General features: G+C 71.0%; 8 protein-coding genes. 2 read left to right on the plus strand and 6 right to left on the minus strand.

All coding sequences use genetic code 11. The features are described 5' to 3' along the window. Nucleotides 1–143: 143 nt before the first annotated feature. The 4 genes from Pla133_RS02780 to Pla133_RS02795 all read right to left on the minus strand — a co-directional run bounded on the left by Pla133_RS02780 (nt 144) and on the right by Pla133_RS02795 (nt 10870). Nucleotides 144–5933: a DUF748 domain-containing protein gene (locus Pla133_RS02780; protein ID WP_145062193.1), complete on the minus strand. Its 5790-nt coding sequence runs from the start codon at nt 5931–5933 to the stop codon at nt 144–146. Then, nucleotides 5930–7309, minus strand: coding sequence for a hypothetical protein (locus tag Pla133_RS02785; RefSeq protein WP_145062195.1), 1380 nt, complete (start codon nt 7307–7309; stop codon nt 5930–5932). Before Pla133_RS02785 ends, Pla133_RS02780 begins: the two co-directional genes overlap by 4 nt. Before the next feature lie 196 nt (nt 7310–7505). After that, nucleotides 7506–9527: an acetate--CoA ligase gene (gene acs / locus Pla133_RS02790; RefSeq protein ID WP_145062197.1), complete on the minus strand. Its 2022-nt coding sequence runs from the start codon at nt 9525–9527 to the stop codon at nt 7506–7508. Nucleotides 9528–9598: 71 nt separating this feature from the next. Further along, nucleotides 9599–10870: a 1-acyl-sn-glycerol-3-phosphate acyltransferase gene (locus tag Pla133_RS02795; protein WP_419192063.1), complete on the minus strand. Its 1272-nt coding sequence runs from the start codon at nt 10868–10870 to the stop codon at nt 9599–9601. A 203-nt stretch (nt 10871–11073) separates the two neighbouring features. On the opposite strand from Pla133_RS02795, the gene Pla133_RS02800 reads away from it, so the two are divergent. After that, complete coding sequence (locus Pla133_RS02800; RefSeq protein WP_145062201.1) at nt 11074–12990, plus strand: putative bifunctional diguanylate cyclase/phosphodiesterase; 1917 nt, start codon at nt 11074–11076, stop codon at nt 12988–12990. A gap of 671 nt (nt 12991–13661) precedes the next feature. Further along, on the plus strand, nt 13662–14240 hold the full coding sequence (locus Pla133_RS02805) for an RNA polymerase sigma factor (protein ID WP_145062203.1): 579 nt from the start codon (nt 13662–13664) through the stop codon (nt 14238–14240). Between the two features lie 58 nt (nt 14241–14298). On the opposite strand, the gene Pla133_RS02810 is transcribed toward Pla133_RS02805, so the two are convergent. Both Pla133_RS02810 and Pla133_RS02815 read right to left on the minus strand, forming a co-directional pair. Next, entirely contained in the window at nt 14299–15396 is a 1098-nt protein-coding gene (locus tag Pla133_RS02810) for a hypothetical protein (protein ID WP_145062205.1), read from the minus strand. A 78-nt stretch (nt 15397–15474) separates the two neighbouring features. Next, entirely contained in the window at nt 15475–16797 is a 1323-nt protein-coding gene (locus Pla133_RS02815) for a hypothetical protein (protein ID WP_419192064.1), read from the minus strand.

Below are 16797 nucleotides of genomic sequence, written 5' to 3' on the forward strand. Positions count from 1 at the left end.
GGCCCGGTGCCGAATCGCGGGTTCACACGATCGGCTGCGACCACCCAGAACGCGGAAGTGGCGCGAACGAAACACGCCCCTGCCAGGTTTTGGGACCTGGATTCATAAGAGCCTCCAGCGCAGTTGGTTGCAGCGGCGGGCGATCAGCGCCGCCGGCGCAGGGTCAACACCGTTCGGCCGATCTCGGGGGCCGCGTCCGTGTCCAAGCGCGGGGAACGCAGGTCCACGCGCTCCTCCAGGGACCCGTCGAGGACCAGCAGGTGCTCGAGGACCGTGGTCTGGCGCAGGTCGGCCAGCTCCAGGGCCCCGGCGCGAACCCGTCGGGGCCGGCGGCGCTCGTCGCCGGGTCGCAGTCGCCCGTAGAGGTCGTCGAGGGCGCGTTCGGCCCGACCGATGCGGGTCTCCACCAGGCGCAGGGCGGCGGCGGCCTCGACCGCGGCGTTGCCCGAGTCGATCAACAGCCTCACCCGGGCCTCGGCCGCGAGCACGGCGCGGTCCGCCTCGAGCAACTCCAGCCGTCGCGACACTCGGTCGGCCAGCTCCAGGCAGGTGGCCGGATCGGGGTTGACCAGGGCGTCGGTGCGCGCGATGTCGTGCTGGCCGAGGAAATGCTCGACGGTCAGCTCGAGCTTGTCGTCGTCGCGCATCAGCTTGGCGACCTCATCGAGGGTCGCCTGGGCCTCTGCGCCCAGAATGGTCAGGCCGGCGGGGAAGGTCACCTCGCGCACCACCGGCTCGCGGTCGGGCTCGCTCCCGCCCAGGCCCAACATCCCGGTCAGGGTGCCGGTGACCCGCAGCGGCGCGCTGGCCACGGCGTCGGCGATGACCCGCGCCAGGGTCGCGGTGGCCTTGGCGGCGAGGACGCTCGTGCTGATGCCGTCGTCCTCGACGGTGAAGTTGAGCGGCAGGCTGATCTCACCGCTGTCATCGCGCAGGAGGAAGATCACCGAGTCGAGCGGCGCCGGGAGCTTGAGCCACTTGGAGATCGGTCCACCGGCGGGCTCGGAGAGGGAGAGGTCGTCGAAGACCACCTTCGAGTCCGTGCGCACGCGCCCGTCGTCGGTGAAGCGCAGGCGCGTGCGGAAGTCGAGCACACCGGCGCCGATCTCGATGCCCGAGCGGCGCGCCCAACCGCGCAGGCCCAGGAGCTCGAAGCCGACGATGTTCATCCGCGCCCAACCGGTGGGGACCGGCGCGAGGGTGATTTGCCCGCTGGCGCCGACTTCTTGGAACAGGGGGCGCATCTCGGTGCGCCGCTCCTCCTTGTTGCCGGTGACCACCGAGGCCAGACCGCTGGCGAGCCCACCCAGCACGCCACCGCGACTGCGGACCGGCGCCGGCAGCTCGACCTCACCGCAACCCAGGTACGCACTGAAGCGGATCGGACGCGGCTCGGTCAGGGCCAGGGTCGTGAACTGATCGACCTCCACGTCGAGCGAGCGCAGCGGGATCACCGCAGGCGGATCGACGGTGCTGTCGAGTAGCTCGGCGTCGAGTCCCGTCAGCAGCAACTGGTCGATGCGAAGCTCGAACGGCGGCTTGACCGCTGCCGGTTTCGCCTCGGCCTCGGAGTTCTGTGCCCCGGAGTCTCGCGTCGCCGAGTCCTGGGCCGCGTCGGCTGCGGCAACGGTCTCGTCGCTCGGCGCGCGCACGGTCTCCTGCGCGTCGACTTCCGCGACGGCCCCTTGTTCGGCTGCGGACCGGTCGTCGCCGGTCTGCGCGCCCGCGACCTGCTCGCCTGCCTGTCGCTCTGGAGCCGTCTGCTCGGTCGAGTCCTGCTGGGCCGTGCTCTGCCCGTCGGCTACGCGTCGATCCGCGCCCTGGTCTGCCACGCCCTGATCGGATGCGACTGCGGCCTCGGCGTTGTCGGTCTCGCTCGCCTCGGACTCGGCGGCTTCGGCGGCCTGCTCGAGCTCCGCCAGGTCGGGCGCCTCGGGAGTCTTGAAGCGCAGGCCCAGCAGCTCGAGGTACTCCGGGGCCAGCTCCGCTCGCACGAACGGCTTGACCACTTCGATCAGACCCACGTGCACGAGCCCGGCCGAAGGCTGCACGCGCTTGAGCTCGACTCGAAGTGCGTCGAGACCCAGGAAACGCTGGTCCGCAACCGTGTCCCGCCAATCGAGGTCGTCCAGGGTCAGCTCGCCGGCGAAGCCGTCGCTCAAGTCGAAGGACAGCACGCTCGCGCGGCGCAGGTCGAGCTCGCCGGAGAGCTGCGCGGTCAGACGACCCTCGCCCAACAGCTCGGTGTCGATGCGCTCGGCGAGGGCCGGGGCGAGGGCGCGCAGGCGCTCGCCTCGGATACCCGTGACCCGCAGCTGCGCTTCGACGCCCGGGCTGACGTTGAAGGGCTCGAGCGAGGTGTCGATCGCGACCTCGGCCTGGTCGACCTGCAAGCGGGCCTCGAGCTGGATCGGCGGCAGGTCCTCGGGAATCGGGCCACACAGTTCGAGCGCACCGGGGCTGCGGACGCTGCCGGTGACCACCAGCGGCTCGGCCCCCTCGCCCAGGGCGGCGCCGCGGTAGGTGACTTGCCCGAGGTTCAGATCGAGGCGCTCCAGTCGAACCGTCGGGAAGACCGTGCCGATCTCGCGCGCGACCGCATCGGCGGCGGGCGGCGACGCTGGCTGCGCGGCGACCTCGACCCCGCCGCCGGTCGCGGCGACTTCGGTGGGCGCGGTCGCGAGCCGGATCCCCGCGACCTCGGTGGCGCCGTCGAGGTCGGTCGCGATGTCGATGTCCACGCCGCCGACGACCAGCTCGTCGAACAGGTAGACCCCGGCCGCGGGATCCACGCGCGAGGCCACGAGGGAGGCCGAACGACTGCCCGCCAGCGGAGCGTCGTCGTCACCGCGTAGCTCGAAGAGGATCAGTTCGGCGCGCAGGGCGAGGCCGCCGTCGTCGGCGCTGGTGATGCCCGCCTGGGCTTGCAGGTCGAGGTCGTAGTGGCTCTGGAGCGTCTCGACGCCAGGCGGGAGGTAGAGGCCGATGCCCGTCGAGTCCAGGCCTCGGCCCTGCAGGTCGAGCTGGACCCTGGTGTCGGTCGGGTCGAGCTCGGCGTCGAGGGCGAGCTCGATACCGGTCAACAGTCCCGGGGCCGCGGCACTCAACCGCGCCTCGAGTGCCGATCCGCCGGGACCGGAGGTGAAGGGCGCGACGGTGGCCTCGAAGCTGAGTTCACCCGGCGCGCCGCCCACGAACTCGTCGACCCAGGTCAAGGCGCCGCCCTCGACCTTCAACCCGTCGAACTTCAGAGTCGGAATCGGCACGGAGTCGAAGGCCCCACCCGGTGTCGCCGTGGCTCGGGTTGCAGCCTCAGTCGTCGTCGCTGAAGCCTCGCCCGCAGGCGAAGCCTGGGCCGCAGCCGCGGGGGAGGTCGCAGTCGAGCTCGAACTGGAGGGCGTTGACGACGGCGATGAGGCCAGCGACGACGACGGTGCCGACTTGGGCGCTGACGACGGAGCGGACGACTGCGACGACTGTGACTGCGACGACGCCGCCACCACGGATGTCGGCAGCGCGGTCGATGGCGCAGACGTCGAGCCCGGCGCAGGCGACGCGACTCCAGCCGGAACTGTGGCGACGGCCGGAGTCTGCTCGATCGCGACCGCGCTGTCCGAGTCCGCGCTGCTCGCGCTGGCCGTTCCATCGCCGCCCGTCGCGGTCGCCGCGGCGCTGCCGACCGCTGCCGGCGGGGCGAAGCGCAGGCCCAGAGCGTGGACGGCGCCCGCTGCGTCTCGACGCACGGTGAGGCGCGGGCCCTGCAGGGCGATCGCGCCGATGTGCGGCACGTCGCCGGTGAAGTCGAGTTGGCCGAACTCGAGGCGGTCGAGGCCCAGGTAGGTCTGCTCGTCGCGTCCGAAGCGCAGGCCGGTGACAGACCCCTGGGCGCGGCCCTGGGCGTCGAGATCCAACTCCACGTGGGCCACGGCGCCGGCGCCGTCGAGTTCGCAGGTGAGGCCCGATTCGGCCAGCAGCGGACCGAGGATGCGCGAATCGACCCCCGCTGCTTCGAGGTCGAAGGAGAGGCCCGTCGCGCCGCCTTCGAGGCGCGCCTGGCCCTTGGCGCCGAGCTGGCTGACCACGCCGTCGACGCCGCCGCTGACGTCGATGACCAGGGTGCGCCGCGGGCCGTCGATGCGGTCGCCGACGGTCAATCGGTCGAGGCGCAGGGACGATCGCAGGACCTGGGTCTCCATCGCGCCCGGAGCGACGATGCCGGCCACGGTCCAGCCGCCGTCGGGGCGCCGCTCGAAGGGCAGGCTGAGATCGGAGACGGAGAGCTGCCCCAGGTGGGCGGGGCCGTCCGCGGGCAGGGTCAGCTCCTCCAGGGTCGCGCTGCGCCATTGGAACAGCGGGCGCTCGCCATCGGCGAAGCGGGCGCCCTCCATCTGCGCGGCGACGATCGTGTCGTCGCCCTGCCAATCGACCGCGGCGGTCAGCGTCAGGGCGCCGTAGCCCGACTCGAGGGTCGAGGACAGCCCGGCGGCGGTCAGGTAGGGCTCCACGGCGACCAGGTCGAGGCCCTCGCCGCCCAGCTCCAGTCGCAGGTCGAAGCCGTCGGGGCGGGGCACCAGGTCACCGGTGGCCGTCGCCTGACCCTGGCCTTCGCGGGCCTCGACCAGGAGTTCCAGCTCGAGCGCCTCGGCCTCGGGGCCGAGGGGCAGGTGCAGTCCACGCAGGCCGAAGCGACGCAGGACGATGCCGAGGTCCACCGGCCTGTCACCGCCGGCGGCTTCGTCGCGCCAGGCGAGGGTCACGTCCTCGATCGCGACGGCCGCATCGACCAGGGCGGGCGGGGGAGCGGAGCCGCCCTCGGTCGAGGGCTCGGGTGTGGTCGGCGCCGCTTCGGTCGCGCCGGCTCCGAGGGCCAGACCGCACACAACCATGCGACCTCGCGCGTCGCGGGCGGCGCGCGCGCTCGCGCCGCGCAGGGTCAGGGTCGGTTGTTCGAGGGCGGCCTGGGACCAGCTCGGGCAGACGAACGAGAGGAGCTCGACCTCGACCTCGGGCTCGAGGTCGGCGCGCACGCGCAGTCCCTCGAGTGCGGCCGAGAGGGCGAGGGGCCCGTCGGGGCCGTCGCCCAGGGGTTCGAGCGACAGGGACAGGTGCGCCTCGGCGTCGATCTGCTCGACCAGGGGCTCGATGCCGGCCAGGGCCATCAGGCGCGCGAGCTGCGCGGGGTGCAGACCCGCGAGGGCCAGGGTCCCGTCGGCGACGGTGTCGCCGGACGCGCCGCGCTCGGCCTTGGCGTCCAGGCGCAAGAGGTCGAGCCAGCCGGGACCGTGGCCGTGCAACGCGATGCTCGTGGGCTGTTCGGGGTCGCCGACGGCAGTGGCGCGCAGGTTCAGGCGCAGCTCGCGATCGATGGTCTCGCCCTCGAACTCGTCGTGCACGCGCAGCACGACGCCCTGGGCCATGAGGGCATCGACGACGACCGGGAGCCGCAGAGGGAAGGGCGCCTTGTTCGGGTCCAGGACGTCCTCGGAGCCGGCGTCGGCGGGCTCGGCAGCCTGCGGATCGGTTTCGGATCTGGTCGCGGCCGGCTCGGGCAGGTTCCAGCGGCCCTCGGCGTCGCGGCGCAGCTCGACGACCAGGCCGTCGACCTCGAGGCGGTGCACGTGCAGGTCGCCTCCGAAGAGCGCCGAGAGGTCGGCGTCGAAGCGCAGTTGGTCCAGTCGCAAGAGCGGCGGCTCGTCGGCGGAGCCGGTCACCCGCAGCTCGAGGCCGCGCAGCTCGAGGGCGCCGTCCGTCAGATCCAGGTCGAGGTCCGCGAGGGCCAGGTCGAAGCCGGCGGTGCGGGCTCCCGCGCGCAGAGCCGGCGACAGGCCCACGGCCAGGACCAGGCGCAGGGCCACGAGAATCAGCGCGAAGATGACCGCGCGGCGCAACCAACGCCTGGGCGCGGGCGGCTTGTCGACGATCTTGGCGCTCACGGCTGTTCCCCCGCCGTCCGGCGCTCGAGGTCCTGCGCCAGGGCCGCGCGCCGCGCATCGCGGTCGGCCAGGGGCTCGAAGCCCTCGGGCGCGCGACCGCGCAGCGACAGCCAACGCATGGCGCGCATGCGGGCGGCGGGATCGGGATCCTCGAGCAGCAGTCGGTTCTCCGACACGAGGCGCTCCCGCAGCCCCGCGATCGTCGTGCTGGCGCGCAGGACTTCAGTCAGCGCGGAGGGCAGGTGTCCCATCTCGCCGGCGTGGCGCAGGAGCAGTGCCTCGAGGGAATCGTCGAGCCCCTCGGCCGACTGGGCGCTGGCCAAGGCCGAGAGCGTGGCGCGCTCGAGCGCCAGCGCCAAGCGCTCACCATCCAACGGCCCGGATCCGACCGTGCCGGCCTCGATCGCGCCGCCGTTCATCGGGCCGGTGGCCTCTTCCCTGGCCGCTGTGCCAATGGCACCGAGCAGCTCGTCGTCGCCGATCAACGCGAGATCGGCCGTCGCGGGCGCGTCGACGGTCTCGGTCAACAGTGCCAGGGCCGAGCGGGTGCTCTCACCGCCGAGCAACCCGACCAGGCTGCCCAGTTCGAGCTCGCTGCGTTGCCGCACGGAGACCTGCGTCGTTCCCAGGGCGCCGTGATCGACGGTCACGGATCCGGACTGCGGCGTGTGGAGCAGCGTCTCGATCACGACCGTGCCGAAGGTCGAACCCTGCGGCATGGGGGCGAAGATCAGCGCGGGGTGGTCCTCGTCGGTGGGTGCGTCGGCGAAGTGCAGGCGATCCTCGGCCGCGCTGGCGTTGGGCGCGAAGAGGGCCCAGGTGGGGGGCTGGCCCTCGGCCACCGAGTACTCGATGCCGGCGAGCACCAGCCCCGATTCCGCGCAGGAGAGCGTCAGGGTCGAGGTGGTGGAGGGCAGCAGCGCGCCCTCGAGCGATCCCAACCAGACGACGTCGGCCAGGATTCCGTCGGTCGCCGCCGGATCGACCTCGGTGTCGCCCATGGTGCTGCCGAGCCGCGCGGCCGCGAGGCCCTGGGGCACGCCGCGGATCGGCTGGGCCAGGCCCGAATCGGTGACCAGGTTGGCCTCGGAAGCCAGGGGCGGGAGCTGGGCCGGCGGCGAACCGGCCAGGAGACCGAAGCGCACGCTCGCGATCCAACTCGCCTGGTCCTGCTCCGGATCCGCGTTCGCGCGCTCCGCTTCGGCCGCGCGCGGTCCGCTGATCGGGGTCCCCAGGTGGCGGTCCAGCGTGATCCGCATCGGTCCGGGCGTCGCCGGACGCGCGAAGGGCGAGGCGCAGCCCACGAGTGCGAGACCCAGCGCCAAGCAAGCGGGGTTCGCGCGCACCCGGGTCGGGGCGCCAGGTTGGGGCTGCATCGTCATGGGGGGGCGGTTGATCGGGCCAGGCTACGGCGCGGACCCTCGAACATGGCGCGGGCGAGGATCGGCTGCGAGATGTGGCGGGGCACGGCGCCGCGCGGCGGGCCACGCTCGGCCGGTCAGCGGCAGCTCAACCTGGGAGGGGTTCCGAGCGCGGCCGATTGCTGCCGTGCAGCATCGCCACTCGGCCTGGTCAATACACCTGACAGGCGCGCAGATTCTCGAGCACGCCGCGGTCCTCGAGTGTGGTGGTGTCCTGGTGCCCGTCGATACCGGCGGCCACGTCGCGCAGCAGTCGCCGCATGATCTTGCCCGAGCGGGTCTTGGGCAACCCGTCGGCGAAGCGCAGGGCATCGGGTTTCGCGAAGGGACCGATCTCCTTGGCGACGTGGGCGCGCAGGGCGTCCGTCACGGCCTTGGGGTCCGCGTCGAACTTCGCCGCCCAGTGGGGCTCGAGGGTGCAGAAGGCGGCGATGCCGGTGCCCTTGATCTCGTGCGGCATGCCCACCACGGCGGCCTCGACCACGGCCGGGTGGCCGACCAGGGCCGACTCGACCTCCATCGTGCCGATGCGGTGGCCGCTCACGTTGATCACGTCGTCGACGCGACCCATGATCCAGAAGAAGCCGTCCTCGTCCTGGCGCGCGCCGTCGCCGGCCACGTAGTAGCCGCGATCGTTGTGCCAATAGGTGTCGACGAAGCGTTGGCGGTCGCCGTGGATGCCACGCAGCATCCCGGGCCAGGGCCGGCGGATCACGAGCAGGCCGCCGCCGCCGGGCTCGACCTCACGGAAGGTGCCCGCGTCGACGATGGCCGCGTCCACGCCGATCATGGGCGTGGTGCAGGAGCCCGGCTTGGTGGCGGTGACGCCCGGCAGGGGCGTGAGCATGTGGCCGCCGGTCTCGGTCTGCCACCAGGTGTCGACGATCGGGCAGCGCTCGCGGCCGATCACGCGGTGGTACCAGGCCCAGGCCTCGGGGTTGATCGGCTCGCCCACGGTGCCGAGCACCTTCAGGCTGGAGAGGTCCTTGCCGGTGACGTGCTTGTCACCCCACTTCATGAAAGCGCGGATGGCCGTGGGCGCGGTGTAGAAGTGCGTGACCTTGTGGCGCTCGATGATCTCCCAGAAGCGCCCCTCGTCGGGCGCGTTGGGCGCGCCCTCGTACATGATCGTCGGGACGCGGTTGGGGAGCAGGCCGTAGAGGATGTAGCTGTGACCGGTGATCCAGCCGATGTCCGCCGTGCACCAGTACACCTGGCCCTCGTCGGGCAGCAGGTTGAAGGTGGCGCGGGCGGTGAAATAGGTCCACACCATGTAGCCGCCGGTGGTGTGGACGATGCCCTTGGGCTTGCCGGTGGAACCGCTGGTGTAGAGCAGGAAGAGCATGTCCTCGGCCGCCATCGGCTCGGGCGCGCGGTCGGGGGCCTGGTCTGCGACCAGGTCGGACCATTCCTTGTCGCGACCCGCGTGCCAGTCGACGTCGTTGCCCACGCGGCGCACGACGACCACGTCGCGCACGGGGTGCCCCTTCGCCTCGAGGGTGGCGCAGGCCTGGTCGACGTTGGCCTTCAGCGGCACCACGCCGCCGCGTCGCCAGGAGCCGTCGCAGGTGACGATCACTTGGCTCGAGGCGTCCTGCACGCGGTCGACGATGGCCTGGGCGCTGAAGCCGCCGAAGATCACCGAATGGGGGGCGCCGATGCGCGCGCAGGCCAGGACCGCGATCGCGAGCTCGGGCACCATGCCCATGTAGATCGTGACCACGTCGCCCTTCTTCACGCCCAGGGCGTCGAGGGCGCGCGCGAAGCGGCAGACCTCCGCGTGGAGCTCGCGGTAGGTGAAGCGCAGCACCTCGGGCTGGCCGCCGGGGGTCGGCTCGCCCTCCCAGATGAGCGCTACCTCGTCGCCGTGTCCCGCTGCGATCTGGCGATCGAGGGCGTTGTGGCAGACGTTGGTGACGCCCCCGTCGAACCACTTCGCGTCGGGGGCTTTCCAGTCGAGCACCCGACTGAACGGCTCGAACCAATCCAGTTCCGAGGCCACCGCGCCCCAGAACCGCTCGGGATCCTCGATCGCGCGCCGGTGCTGCTCGCGGTAGTCCTCCCGGCCGTCCACCACCCAGTGCGACATACCCAGCTCGGCGGCCGGTCGCGGGGGGAAGACGCGGGTCTCGTGGAGGGAGGACTCGATGTTCTGGCGCTCGGGATCGGTCATGGCGGTCGGTGGGGCGGTCGCGGGCGGGAGTCGAGGTCGGTGCGGGGCCGTCTCGGCGCGGGGCGCCGATGTTAGCGGGGCGCAACGTCGCGGTGGGCCCGAGCGGACCCCGCCGCGAGGCGCGCGAGGTCCCGGACCTCGGATCGCAGGGCGTCGCGCTCGATCTGGAGCGCGCGGGCGCCGGCGGGGTCGACGGCCGCGCGCCAATGGGCGGCCCAGCGGGCGCGCCAGGACCACAGTCGAGCCGCGATCGGGGCGCTGGCGAGCAGCCAGAGCCCGGCACAGGCCGCGGCCAGCGGGCCGGCGACGAACCAGGTCGTGGCGGTGACCGCTGCCAACCAGGCCGGGAAGGAGAAGGAAGAGATCAGCAGCAGGGCAGTGACGAACTTGTCGACAGTCGGGCGCTTGGCGTGGGCCAGGACGCGGCTGATGGCCGCCGGCGGGAGCCAGGGCGTGAGGGTCAGCGCGGCCAGCAGGCCGGCGGCGAGGGCGATCGAAGCGCTGACGGGGCGGCTGGTCCGGGGTTGCCAATCCGGCGCTGGGCCGAGGGCGCCCAGGCGAGCGGTGAGCCGCGCGGCGTCGTCCGGCCGGTCGCGGCGCAGGCGGGCCAGGCCCGCGGCCAGCACCTGCAGGCGCTCGGGGAGGCTGCGGTCCTCGGCCGGCAGCAGTTCCTCGGCGATGCCGAGCACCACACGGTCTTCCAGGTCGGCGAGCCCGAGGGTCACGTCGCGCAGGGCACGGTCGATCTGCGCGGTGAGCTCGAGCACGGCTCGTCGCTCGTCGTGGGCGTAGGTCTCGAGGTGCTGCTCGACGCCGAAGGGCTCTCCGACCCACAGGTCCACGCGGCTGCGCCAGTGGTCGCGGCGCTGGTAGACCAGCCCGACCGGCAGGATTCGCACGCCGATCGGTCCGTCTCCGTCGCGCTCCGCACCCAGGGCCATGCGGGCGGCCCCCGTCTTGAGCGGGCGGAGGCTGCCGACCGTCTCGCTCGATCCCTCGGGGAAGATGGAGATCACCTCACCCCGGCGCAGGGTGGCGTGGATCGCCCGGAAGGCGTCCACGTTGCGGGTCATGTCCACCTGGTCCTTCTGGCGATAGACCGGCACGGCGCCGACCCAGCGGGCCAGGCTGCCCACGAAGGGCATCTCGAAGATCGAGTACTTGGCGAGCAGCCGCAGGGGCCGGTCGGTGAGCAGCAGCAACAGGGCCGCGTCCGCCAGGCCGTTGGTGTGGTTCGTCACCAGGATCAGAGGCCCCCGGTCGGGGATCTGACCACCGGCGATCGAAGGACGGTAGAAGCCCCGTGCCAGGGCGCGGGCGTAGGTGGCGGCGAGGCGATACAAGCGAAGGCAGCTGGAGGTGGGCGGCGGCTCGGCGCGGGAGGGTAGCCGGGGTGCCGGGGCGGGGATTATGCGCGCCGGCGGTGTCCCGTGCCGGGGCCCGATCGACGACAGAGCCGGGGGGAGGTCCTCAAGTCGACCCCCGCTCCTCCCGATCCTCATGGGGCGGCCGCACGCCGTCACCCCTCAATCCCGGAGCTCCCCCCGTGTCAAACCCCGAACGATCGCCCAGCAACGGGGCCTCACCTCCGCTCGCCCTGGCGCTCGGCGTCGCCGACGACGATCAGACGGACCTCCGCCGCACCCTCGAGCAGGCCGGCTTCCGGTGGCAGACAACCCCGGAGACGGCTCTGAACCTGGAGCTGGTGCGCGACTGCAGTCCCAAGGTGCTGGTGCTCGGGGACCAGGTCGACGGGGCTAGCTCGCTCCAAGCTCTCCTGCAGGCTGCCGGTGGCTTGGCCGACGAGGTGCGCGACCTGGCGGAGATCGAGCAGCTGGAGCGCCTGGCCCAGGTCGGCCGCTGGCGCTTCGACGCGAACACGGGGCGCCTGGACTGCACGTCCGAGGGTGCGCGACTGCTGGACGGGGCCGAGGACCTGGCCAGCCTGCTCGAGTGCGTGGAGCCCGCCCAGCAGGGGGCGCTCCAGGACTGGTTCTCGCCCGGGCTCGAGTCGGGTGACGTGGTCGAGTTCGCCCTGCACGCCCACAACGGGGCGGTGCGACGGCTGAGACTGGTGCACTACGGAACCTGCCGCATGCACCAAGCGAGCGGCTTCGTCCAAGCCCTCGCGAACCAGCCCACCGGGCCGGACATCGGCGCCGAGTTCCACGATTCGAGGGGCCTGCAGGTCCAGTCCGACTTCGTCGATCAGGTCCATCGCGGGATCGCGCGAGCGAACCGCGGCAAGCGCTCGCTGGCGGTGCTCTTCCTGCACGTGGAGCAGTTGGCGCGCGCGACCCAGACTTGGCTGCCCGCGGATGTACGCGCCCTGCGATCGATCCTGGCCGAGCGACTGCGCAACGCCCTGCGCTCGTCGGACCTGTTCGCCCGGCCCGAGGACGCCGGCGACCTGGCCTCTGCCGGCGACGACGCATTTCTGCTCGCGATCGAAGTCGACCGTGACCAGGACGCAGCGAACGTCGCGCGCCGCCTGTTGGAGGTGACCGAGGGGCGCTTCAGCGTCGGCGAGCACCATGCCCAGCTCCAGTTGGGGATCGGTGTCGCCTTGCACCCCAGCGACTCGTCCTCGCCTCCCCGACTGATCGAGCTCGCCTGCGGCGCCGCCCTCGAGGCCCGCGAGAAGGGCCAGAGCGGCCTCAGCTTCCACGACGCCGCGAAGAACGCCGAAGTCTTTCAGAAGCTCAGCCTCGAGGCCCACCTGCGCCGCGCCGTCGAGCTCGAGCAGTTCGAGGTCTTCTACCAGCCCAAGGTCAACGTCGCCACGGACACGATCGTCGGCATGGAGGCGCTCGTGCGCTGGCGCCACCCCGAGATGGGGCTGGTCTCGCCGCTCGAGTTCATCCCCCTGGCCGAGGAGACGGGCCTGATCCTGCCGATCGGCGAGACCGTCCTGCGACAGGCCTGCATGGTCGCCAAGCGCTGGCAGGACGAGGGCCTCCCGCCGATCCGCATGGCGGTCAACCTGTCGTCGGCTCAGTTCGAACAGCCCGACTTGTACGAAATGGTGCTGCAGGTTCTGGACGAGACAGGCCTCGCGCCCGAGTGGCTCGAGCTGGAGTTGACGGAGTCGATGCTGATGGGCGACGCCGAGGCGGCGGTCGTGATCCTGCGCCGCTTCAAGCGCGCCGGCATCCACATCTCGATCGACGACTTCGGAACGGGCTACTCGTCGTTGAGCTACCTGCGCCGCTTCCCGATCGACTCGCTCAAGATCGACCGCTCGTTCATCCGCGACGTCAACGTCAACGCCGACGACGCCGCCATCGCCACCTCGATCATCCTGATGGGCCGCAGCCTCAAGCTCCGCGTCGTCGCCGAGGGCGTCGAGACGAAGAACCAACTCGCCTTCCTGAAGGTCATGCAGTGCGACGAGGCACAGGGCTACCTCTACAGCCGCCCAGTCCCCGCCGACGAGGCCCGCAAGCTGCTGGACAGAAACTGAGGATCGACGGCTGGGCGCTGGCGGGCCAGAGCTCGTGTGTCGAAGGCCAACGGCGGACAGCCCGCGGCCGAAAACCGAAAGCCGGCGATCGACGGCTGTCGGATGGCGGTGAACGGCTGACCACCGCGAGTTGCAACGCGACTGTTGCCGGGAGACGGGCGGCGGTCCCTTCGGTCGGCGCACGCGCCGCCGTCCAGGCGTCTCGATTGCTTGAAGAACGCCGCAGTGCGGTTCGCAGTCGGGGCTCGAGCTGCCGCTCCGATACGAGCCGTCGATCCTTCCGACGCCCCCGGTCCGTGGGCCGTGCAAGGTGAGCGTTGCTCGATACACCGCTGACCCCGCCCGTGCAGCCCCGCGACCCCCGAGCGAAGACCACCAGCACGCCTCCATGCCAGCGCGACTGCCTGGCGCTCGCGTCCGCATCCGCCCACGAACGAGCCCGCCTGGCGCCGAGTGCACCGACAATCGCACCTCTGCGGCGCCCGCACTTCCTCGCCTCGAGCACAGCCCGAATCGCCGTGGAGGGGTCGTTCGTTCGTAGCGAATAGCCCTGAACGTCGACAGCGCCGATTCTGTTGCGCTAAATCCGCACCTGCGCTGTGCCCCTTGCGCTATGGCGCGCACGGCATCAAGCTCTCGACGAGTTCGCGCTCTTCCCTGCTAGCTCGTCCATGCCGCTCGCCAACGACCTAAACGACCCCCTGGCCCTCGCGCCACTACTCGCTTCCTGGACGACTGGCGACGTGGCCGCTGGGACGGCCGCGATCGACGCCGCTCGCCCTTGGCTCCATCGGCGCCTCGAACGGCTCGGTGCTCGAGCCGGATCACGAACGATCGACGTCGACGATCTCCTACAGGAAAGCTGCGTCGCTGCCCACCGCGGCCTTTCCGGAGCGACCTTCCGAGGGCCCGCCGAGTTCCTGGCCTGGCTCTCGACGATCGCGGTCAACAAGTACCGCGACCGCATGCGTGCGCGCTCCCGCGAACCCATTGACGAGGTTTCTGCCGAGGACGTTCTCGCGATAGGCCCGGAGGGCGAGCGCGTGGCGACGCACGCTGTCGAGTCGCATCTCGAGGCCTGGCGTCGACTTTGTCAGCGGACCGAGGACGTTCCGGATGGGCCCCGGCGTGTGTTGGTGATGCGACGGGGCTTGGGGGTGGAGTGGGATGTGACATCGTTCGTGTCGGGGAGGATGGTGGCGGCGACTCGATCGCTCTACTACCGCAGCAGGTCCACCCTCGGATACTGACCCCCTTCGCTGTGCCAAACTCGTCGGCGCATCTTTGGCACGCCGGCTGCCAGCCCCACTAGGCAAGGCCCGCCAACTCTTCGAAGCGACCGTGAAAGCCGAGTAGCTGATCGATCGAGAGGGGCGCATCGGCGAAGGTGGACGCCATCGCTGCAGTCGTCCTTCGCGAGCCGACGACACGTTCGCGGCACCAGTTGCGCCAGGCGATCCAGATCCAGAGATGGAGCCGCAACCGCCCTCGTCGCTTCGAGTGCGCCCAAGACCGACGGACGAGCCTCGAGACGCCGTCGCGAAGCATGGCCAGGGTCAGATTCGCCGGGAAGAGCGGGTTGCGATTGGTCCGAGGGGATGTCGAGCGTACCCGGACGTGTTTCACCAGGTGATCCCCGAATGCACTTCGCAAGGCACAGGGGTACGTCGCCTTCATGTCAGATACAGCGGTTACCGAAGTCGCCGTACTGAGCCAGTCGGCGGTACGACGCAACGCAGCGCGCACGGTTCGCCGCGATCCGCAACGGCGCGGTTGGCCCTCGGCTGCGCCGTCGCCAGGAACTTGGCTATCGGACGGCAGCTTGCGGCGAGAGCGAGCGCTGGGCCGGCTTGCGAGCGGTCCCACCTCGGTCTCGTGGATGAAGAGGGTCTTCGCGTCGACGACCACGGCTACGGTCACCGGCTGCTCCAGCCGGTCCACCTCGAACGTCTCCAGCTCGTCGAATGCGATCCGGACGGTCTTGGGCCCTCGACCCAGGTCCCGGGCCCTTCGCAGCAGTGCTTGCTGCAGCGCGCGGCAGTGCTCGCCGAGGAGACGCTGATGGCGGGCAACCGTGTCGAGCTTCGACCCAGTCAGTCGAGTCGACTGGCGCATCGTCACCTTGGAGATGAAGTGCTCGAAGTGACGCCACAAGCGATCTGGCCGCTTCAATCGATAGTCGACCCTGAACGTCTGCGCCGAGAATCCGTGGTTGCAGATGGAGCAGTGGAAGCGCGGGACTCGGCGCCCGTCGCAGGCTCGGTCGAAGTAGCCCTTGGAGCGAAACCGGAAGTCGATTGCGCCGGTTTGGCTGGGACAATCCGACCAGGGGCATTGCTGGGGGACGAAGTTCTCGAGAGTCCGGGCGGATTGGTGCGGCTGGGGGTCGAGGCTCAGGGGTTCCATACCCCCAGGACGATCGAGCCCCCTACCGGTTACCTGTCTGCCCGAAACTTGGCACAGCGAACGGGGTCAGAAGCGGGGTCAGGCGGCGGCCTTGGAGGGCCACAGGTCCCCCCGCAACTCACCACTCCCCGGCCCCGGATCCACCCGCAGCACGACCCGCGTCGTCCCATCGAGCCGTCCATCCAGCTCCAACGAAGCACTCAACTCCTTCGCTGCCAACTGTGCCAAGGGCAGGGCGAGCACACGATCGGGGTGCACTTCGTCGTTGCGGAAGGGCATGAATAGCAGCTCACGCTGCTCCTCGTTCAGGGGTGAGCCGTGCAGCTCCACCTCGATGCACAGTTCCGGCGCACCGAAGCTCGGGCTGGTCATCGAGAGGGTCGCGGCGACGCCCCGAGCGTCGGCGCGCTCGATGGACCAAGACAGGATGCACTGCAGGGCGCGCGTGAGCAGGTCGCCGTCCAGCTTGGCGTGGATCGGGATCGGGGAGGCCTGCGTCAGCCGGAGGGGGATCTGGCGCTCCAGGCAATGTGCCCTTGCGCCCTCGGCGATGCCGAGGAGCAGACCCGAGAGGTCGCAGTCCTCGAGGCGAGCACGGCGGTGTCCGGTCTCCAGGGCGGCGAGGTCGGCCAGGTGGTGGAGGCCCTGGGAGATGTTCCGCGCCAGGATGAAGGCCTCGTCGAAGCCGCCGCCGTCCTTCGTCAGGCTCTCGAGGGTTCGCATCAGGGCGTCGGCGGGCACGCCGAAGGCGCGGCCCGCGCCGAGTACGAACTCGGACTGGGATTGGGCGAAGGACTCGGCCACCCGCTTGTCGGCGTCGAGGGCGAGGTTGACCGTTTCGAGCGACTTGGCGTAGGCCTCGATCTGGTCGAGGTGGTCGCGGATGTCGCGCCGCAACTGCCACTTGTTGGTCAGGGTGCTGGCGAGCTGTTGGACCTCGATCGAGTCGAAGGGCTTCTTGAGGATCAGGAAGCGGTCGCTACTGCCCAGTCGATCGACGATCTCGTCGTAGCTGTAGTCGGCGTAGGCCGTGCAGACCACGCCCTGCAGCTCGGGGTCGACCTCCCAGAGCCGCTTGAGTGTATCCACGCCGTCCCAGCCGGGGGGCATGCGGACATCCATGAAGACCATCGCGAAGGGCTTGCCCTCGTCGCCCGCGGCCTGCACCTGGGCCAGGGCGTCTTTGCCCTGCAGCGCGTGGGACAGCTCGTAGGTCGGCTGCAGTCGAGGCGCGATCGAGGCGCTCTCTTGGTCACCCAGGATGCTGGCAGCCAGATCGTCCAACTCGGCCGATGCAGCGGCTGCCTCCCGGCACGGCATCAGGATCTTGGTGAAGTCGTCGTGGATCGCCTGGTTGTCGTCGACGACCAGGATGCGACGGTTTTCGTTGGAGTTGCTCAT

Origin of the sequence: Engelhardtia mirabilis, assembly GCF_007748095.1 — a bacterium.
Taxonomy (GTDB): Bacteria; Planctomycetota; UBA1135; order UBA1135.

Excerpts from the sequence above, each read along its gene's own strand:
- Pla133_RS02785 (WP_145062195.1), bottom strand. The coding sequence starts at position 7,309 with ATGCAGCCCCAACCTGGCGCCCCGACCCGGGTGCGCGCGAACCCCGCT.
- acs (WP_145062197.1), bottom strand. The coding sequence starts at position 9,527 with ATGACCGATCCCGAGCGCCAGAACATCGAGTCCTCCCTCCACGAGACC.
- Pla133_RS02805 (WP_145062203.1), top strand. The coding sequence starts at position 13,662 with ATGCCGCTCGCCAACGACCTAAACGACCCCCTGGCCCTCGCGCCACTA.
- Pla133_RS02810 (WP_145062205.1), bottom strand. The coding sequence starts at position 15,396 with ATGGAACCCCTGAGCCTCGACCCCCAGCCGCACCAATCCGCCCGGACT.
- Pla133_RS02815 (WP_419192064.1), bottom strand. The coding sequence starts at position 16,797 with ATGAGCAACTCCAACGAAAACCGTCGCATCCTGGTCGTCGACGACAAC.